Annotated in this window: 3 protein-coding genes; all 3 read left to right on the plus strand. The window is 68.4% G+C overall.

Features of this window, described 5'->3' with window-relative positions:
• Positions 1-78 precede the first annotated feature (78 nt).
• From eccCa to mycP, 3 genes are read left to right on the plus strand one after another with little or no spacing between them, the layout of a single operon-like run.
• Entirely contained in the window at positions 79-4,107 is a 4,029-nt protein-coding gene (gene eccCa / locus A5714_RS15725) for a type VII secretion protein EccCa (protein ID WP_068286508.1), read from the plus strand.
• A complete protein-coding gene (gene eccD / locus A5714_RS15730) occupies positions 4,104-5,522 on the plus strand; it encodes a type VII secretion integral membrane protein EccD (RefSeq protein ID WP_156747340.1) in 1,419 nt (472 codons plus the stop codon). The genes eccCa and eccD overlap by 4 nt, the downstream gene beginning before the upstream one ends.
• Positions 5,519-6,904, plus strand: a complete 1,386-nt coding sequence (gene mycP / locus A5714_RS15735; RefSeq protein ID WP_082959774.1) for a type VII secretion-associated serine protease mycosin — start codon at positions 5,519-5,521, stop codon at positions 6,902-6,904. Before eccD ends, mycP begins: the two co-directional genes overlap by 4 nt.
• The last annotated feature ends 22 nt before the right edge of the window (positions 6,905-6,926 follow it).

The following is a 6,926-nucleotide window of genomic DNA, read 5'->3' on the forward strand; positions in this document are numbered from 1 at the left end:
ACCCGGGTCTCGACGCATACTGTTTACGCTACGTGGACAGGCTCGTTTTGCCGAGCGGCCAGAGGCACAGGAGTTAGGTTGGGCAGGCAAGGTTTCGTCCGTCGCCTCCGTGTCGCGCCGCCGCGCATGCCCGGCGGAGAGGTCGCCCTTCAATCCCCTCCGGACGTGCCGCGCCTCATTCCGGGCAGCCTGCTGAGCAAGCTGATGCCGTTGATGATGGTCGTTGCGAGCGTCGGCATGATCGCGTTGATGATCACGGTCGGCGGACGCGACGTCAGCCGGAATCCGACGTTCCTGATCTTTCCGATGATGATGGTGATGTCGGTGGCCGGCATGTTCATGAGCGGCAGCGGCCGAGTGGGCAAGGCCGCGGCCGAACTCGACGAAGAACGCAAGGACTTCTTCAGTTACCTGGCCGGCCTGCGCGACGACGCGAACGCCACCGGGGAAGCACAGCGCGCCGCGCTGGAGTGGAGTCATCCCGACCCGCGGACCCTCATCGATGTGGCCGGTACGCGGCGCATGTGGGAGCGCCGCCCCACCGACCACGACTTCTGCCACGTGCGTGTCGGGGTGGGTACCCACCGGCTGGCGACCCGGCTGATGGCACCCGAAACCGGGCCGCCCGAAGACCTGGAGCCGGTGTCGACCAATGCCTTGCGGCGCTTCGTCACCACGCATTCGGTGGTGCATGCCCTGCCAACAGCGGTGTCGCTGCGCGCCTTTCCGGTGGTGACGTTCGAGGGCGATCGGGAACTCGGTCGGCAGTTGGTGCGCTCGATGCTCCTGGAATTGTGCGCCTTTCACGGCCCGGATCATCTGCACGTCGCGCTGGTGACCGCCAACCCGGAACACGACAGCTGGAGCTGGGTCAAATGGCTGCCGCAGGCGCAGCACCCCTCGGCACGAGACGGGTGCGGGAGCATGCGGATGTTGTTCCCCTCGCTCGAACTGCTGGAGAGCTCGCTGGCGAACGACCTCGCGGACCGCGGCCGGTTCACCCGGAACGCCCAGCCCAAACAGGGCTTGCCACAACTGGTCGTGATCATCGACGACGGCCAGGTCACTGGCGACGAGCGGTTGGTGGCCGACGCCGGACTCGACAGCGTGACCGTGCTCGACCTCAACGGCCCCCGGCAGGGGCCGGCGTCGCGGCGCGGGCTGCAGTTGGTCGCCGACGGCGACGACATCGGGGCCCGCACCGCGGCGGGCATGGAGCGTTTCGCCACGCCGGACCGCCTGACGCTGGCCGAGGCGGCAGCCACCGCGCGGGCATTCGGGCGGTACCAGTTGGGCGGCGCCGCTCACATCGTCACGTTGGAATCCGACACCCGGGCAACGGATCCGGGGCTGATGGCACTGCTCAAGATCCCCGACGCCGCCGAGATCGTCCCCGAGGACGTGTGGCGACGGCTCACACCCCGCAGCCGCCTGCGGGTCCCCGTGGGGTACACCCCGTCCGGACAACCGCTGGAACTGGACATCAAGGAGTCCGCCGAGGCCGGCATGGGCCCGCATGGCCTGTGCATCGGCGCGACCGGGTCCGGGAAGTCGGAATTCCTGCGCACCTTAGTTCTGGCGATGATCACATCGCACTCGCCGGAGGTGCTGAACCTGGTCTTGGTGGATTTCAAAGGCGGTGCAACGTTTCTGGGGCTCGACGGTGTGCCCCACATCGCGGCGATCATCACCAATCTCGAGGACGAGCTGACGATGGTCGACCGGATGCGCGACGCCCTGGCCGGCGAGATGAATCGGCGCCAGGAACTGCTGCGCTCGGCCGGTAACTTCCCCAACGTGACCGAGTACGAACGCGCCAGGGCCAACGGCGCCGAGTTGGACCCACTGCCGGCATTGTTCATCGTGGTCGACGAGTTCTCCGAACTGCTCTCGCAGAAGCCAGATTTCGCTGAGCTGTTCGTGATGATCGGTAGACTTGGCCGTTCGCTGCACATCCACCTGCTGTTGGCGTCGCAGCGCCTCGAGGAAGGAAAGCTGCGCGGCCTGGACTCGCACCTGTCCTACCGGATCGGCCTGAAGACGTTCTCCGCCGGCGAGTCCCGCAGTGTGCTCGGGGTCCCGGACGCCTACCACTTGCCCAGCGTTCCGGGCTCGGCCTTCCTGAAATGCGATGCCGACGAACCGGTCCGGTTCAACTCGTCGTACGTCTCGGGCGAATACGTGAGTCCCCGGCTCTCGGCGCGCACCGGCAGGACGACGCTGCTCGGTGCGCAGGCGGCCAAGCTCTTCACCGCCACCCCCGTCGACAAAGATCCGGTCCCCACCGTCGCCCCGCTCGACGCGGGCGTCGACGAGCCCGCTGCGGCGGCGTCCGGACCGAGCAAAATCACGCTGCTCGACGTGGTGGTCGACAGGCTGCGTGGCCACGGCCGCCCCGCCCACGAAGTCTGGCTGCCGCCCCTGGAAGCCAGTCCCCCGGTCAACCACCTCTTGCCCAGTCAGACCTGGAACGACCCCGGAAACCTCAATGGGCGCTTGTGGTTACCCATCGGCGTGGTGGACCGCCCCTACGATCAGCGCCGCGATGCGTTGGTGGTCGACCTGTCCGGGGCCCAGGGCAACGTGGCAGTGGTGGGCGGCCCGCAGTCGGGCAAATCGACGGCGATCCGCACGCTCATCATGGCCGCGGCGGCCACGCACACTCCCGAACAGCTGCAGTTCTACTGTCTGGACTTCGGTGGCGGCACCCTGGGCAGCCTGACCACCCTCCCCCACGTCGGCAGCGTCGCTGGCCGCATGGACGCCGATCGCATCCGCCGCACGGTCGCCGAGGTCAGCGGATTGCTGCGTGAGCGCGAGTTGCGATTCCGCGATCTGGGAATCGAATCGATGCGCGACTTCCGCCAGCGCAAGGCGCAACTGGCGGCCATGCCGCCGGAGGTCGCCGCCCGAGACCCGCTGAGCCACGACCACTTCGGCGACGTCGTGCTCGTGGTTGACGGCTGGGCGACCATCAGAAGCGATTTCGAACTGTTGGAACCTGCGTTGCAGGCCATCGCGATCCAGGGCCTGTCGTACGGCATCCACCTGGCGATCACCGCCAGTCGCTGGATGGAGATCCGCCCGGCCGTCAAGGACATGCTCGGCACCCGCGTGGAGTTGCGGATGGGCGATCCGGTCGACAGCGACGTCGGCCGCAAGTGGGCCGAGCTTGTGCCGGTCGGGCGGCCCGGCCGCGGCATGAGCCCCGAACGCCTACACATCCTGATCGGGTTGCCGCGCCTGGACTCCAGCTCCGACGTCGAGGACCTGCCCTCCGGTGTGGCCGACGCCTGCGCGGCGGTGCGCCAGCTCTACGGTGACCGGGAGGCGCCGCGGGTGCGGATGCTGCCGCACAACGTCGGCCGCGACGCTGTCGTCGAGGCCGCCCGGCGGGCGGGTGCACTGAGCAAGGCCAAGGTTGCGATCGGTCTCAGCGAGTCCGAATTGGCGCCCGTGGTACTCGATTTCGACGCCCAGCCACACATGGTGGTCTTCGGTGACGGTGAATGCGGTAAGACCGCGTTATTGCGCAACATCGCCCAGGGGTTGATGGAGAACGCCTCGCCTCAGGAGTGCAAGATCATCCTGGTCGATTTCCGCCGGACCTTGCTCGGTGCCGTCGAGAACGAATACCTCGGCGGATACGCGACGGCCGCGCAGTCCTGCGGAGAGTTGATGACCGCGCTGGGCGCGTCGCTGCAGGATCGGTTGCCGCCCAGTGACATCACCCAGCAGCAGCTCAAGGAGCGGTCGTGGTGGCACGGCCCGGATCTGTACGTGCTGATCGACGACTACGACCTGATTCCGGGTGGCTCTTTGAACCACCCGCTGGCCCCGATCGTCGAATACATGGCCCAGGCACGAGACATCGGTCTGCGGGTCGTCGTCACCCGACGTATCGGCGGAGCGGCGCGGGCCCTGATGGATCCGATCGTCGGGCGGCTCAGGGATTTGTCGTGCCACGGTCTCGTGATGAGCGGCACCAAGGAGGAAGGCGCGCTGTTCGGCTACAAAGCCCAGCTGATGCCGCCGGGGCGCGGCATGCTGATCTCCCGAACGGTCCGCAGCGACGTGATCCAACTGTCGTGGGCACCGGACCGATGACCGACCCCCGTGGTCGTGGGCACGCCGCGACGATCTCGCCCGTGCCGGAGCGGGTGCGAGTGTCGTTCCTGTGCAGCCGGACTCAGGTCGACGTGTCACTGCCGTTGGACGTGCCGATCGCCGGGTTGACCCTGGAGCTGGTGAAGGTCGCGAGGCTGCGTGACGGCGTCAACACCGACTCACTCGACGAGCCCGCGGAGGCCAGACACGACGTCTGGGTGCTGACCCGTCACGACGGCACGGCGGCGCTGCCGGCGGACCGCACGCTGCGCCAAGCCGGCGTCGCCGAGGGCGAGCTGCTGCGGTTGACCGCCGAGCGCGCGTTGTGCGCGCCGACGCTGTACGACGACGTGGTGGATGCCGCAGCGCGCCTGAACAAAACCGGTAGCGCTGCGTGGGATTGGCGGGCGGCCCGCGTGATGACGTTCGCCGGTGTCTACCTCGGCACCGCGGTATGGGTCTACTTCTTGCTCTCCCCCATTTTCGCCCCGCACCGGGCGGTGCTGCTGGGGTTGGCTGTGGTCACGGCGCTGATGCTCGCCGGTACCGCGGCCTTGGCCCATCGCTCACACCACCAGTCCGACGTGGGCGCGACGTTGGGGTGGGCGACACTGCCTGTCGCGGCGGCAGTCGGCTGGCTGGCGTTGCGCGGGTGGGGTGGTTATGCGTTGGCGAGCGGATGCACAGCGCTTGTTCTCTTGGCCGGCGCCCTGTTTCGCGTCATCGGCACCGGGCACTGGGGCTATCTCAGCGCCGGCGTGATTTCCGGGTTCGCTGCCCTCGCGCTGGCCGCACACACGGCCGGCGCCGGCGTCGGCGTGACGGCTAGCTTGCTGGCCGTGTTCACCACGTTGGGCTGCCGCCTGGTGCCGCGCCTGCCGGTGCGCTTCGCCCGTGCCGCTCGGCGCCGACGCGGCACGGAAGGCGACGGGGGCCCGGGCGCGGTCGATGAGCAGGATGTGTGGTCCCGCAGCAGATCGGAAACCTTGACGCGTTCGGCGCTCTATACCGGCCTGGCCGTCACCGCCGCCCTCGGCGTGGCGGTAGTTCTCACCGCTCGCGGCACCCCCGCATGGTCGGATCTCGCGTTCGCGTGGACCTGCGCTGCCGCGCTGGGATGCTACGTTCAACGCCCCGGTACCGCCCTGGAACGCGCCGGGTTGGCCGTTCCCGCGGGCGGCTTGGCGGCACTGAGTTGTATTCTGGCGCAGGGCGGTAGCCGATTGCAGTCGCTGGCAGGGTGGGTGATCGTGCTCACGCTGATCGCCGGCCTCTCGGTCCTCGGAATACGCGCTCACCCCGGGTCCCAGCGGCTGAAGACGATGCTGGACTACTCGACTTACCTGCTGACCGCTGCGCTGATACCGCTGGCTTTGTGGGTGATCGGCGCCTACGACCGATTGAGCGGCGCGTGAAGCGGCGGGTGGTGCCCCTTGCGGGCGTGCTGTTCATAGCCGCGACGGCCCTCGCACCGGCGTCCGCGGTGGCCATCGAGCCGCCGCTGGTGCCCCCTGGCGGGCCGCCCGTGGGTCCCGTCGCGCCACCGGAGCCGACCGAGCAGAAGGTCGCCTGCGGGATCGGCGCGGTAGTTCCCGGCAGCCGGTTCGAACAGCGCCCCAGCTCCGACGTCATGCTCAATTTTTCTGCCGCCTGGCGGTTTTCGCGAGGAGCCGGTCAGAAGGTGGCGGTGATCGATACCGGTGTGGCGCCCAATCCGCGGCTGCGTGCGCTCGAGCCCGGTGGCGACTACGTGTCGTCGACGGACGGCCTGGTCGACTGCGATGCACACGGCACGCTGGTGGCCGGACTGATCGCTGCGGCCCCCAGTCCCGACGATGGGTTCGCCGGTGTGGCACCCGAGGCGACCATTCTGTCGATCCGCCAAAACAGTGACCTGTACTCGGTCAAGGGAAGTGGATCCGCCCAAAACGACCCGAACGCGGTATCGCCGGGGTACGGCAACACGCACACGCTGGCCTTGGCGATCGCTCACGCGGTGGATGTCGGCGCCACAGTGATCAACCTGTCCGAGGCGGCGTGTGCACCCGTGGGCGCGGCATTGGATGATGCGGCCGTCGGGCAGGCCGTTCGGTACGCGTTCGAGCGAAACGTCGTGGTGGTCGCGGCGGCGGGAAATCTCAGCGCTCAAGGGCTGTGCAGCGCCCAGAACGAGGCGCGCGATCCAAACCTTCCGCTCGCCGATGCGTGGCGTTCGGTGCGCACGATCACCAGCCCGGCATGGTTTCGGGATTATGTGCTGACCGTCGGCGCCGTGGCACCGGACGGCAAGCCCAGTGATTTCTCCTTGCATGGACCGTGGGTGAGTCTGGCCGCCCCCGGCGAGCAACTGACGTCCTTGAATCCCAACGGCTCTGGGCTGATGAACGCCTGGCAGGATCCGCAGCACGGCCTGGTGGCGGTCAACGGCACCAGCTTCGCCGCTCCGTTCGTGTCCGGTCTGGTTGCTTTGGTCCGCGCCCGCTTTCCCGAGATGTCAGCCGGGCAGGTGATGGAACGGATTAAACGCACCGCGCAGACCCCGGGGGCCGGCCCCAACGCGGCAACCGGCTTCGGGGTGATCGACCCGGTCGCGGCGTTGACCTATGACGTGCCGCCAGGAACCGGGCGGGCTCCATTTGCCGCCCGGCCGATCAGCAGACCGCCCGCGCCGCAGCCGGCTAACCGTCGAGGACGCAACGTCGCGCTGATCGTCGTGGCCGCCTGCGTGACCCTGGCCGGGATCACCATGGCCCTGAACCGTGTGCTGGGCAAGGGCGCAACGGAAAGCCAACAGTGAAGGCGACGCCGCTGGTGAACGG

The sequence above is a fragment of the Mycobacterium sp. E2462 genome, from assembly GCF_001672685.1.
GTDB lineage: Bacteria > Actinomycetota > Actinomycetes > Mycobacteriales > Mycobacteriaceae > Mycobacterium.

Excerpts from the sequence above, each read along its gene's own strand:
- eccD (WP_156747340.1), top strand. The coding sequence starts at position 4,104 with ATGACCGACCCCCGTGGTCGTGGGCACGCCGCGACGATCTCGCCCGTG.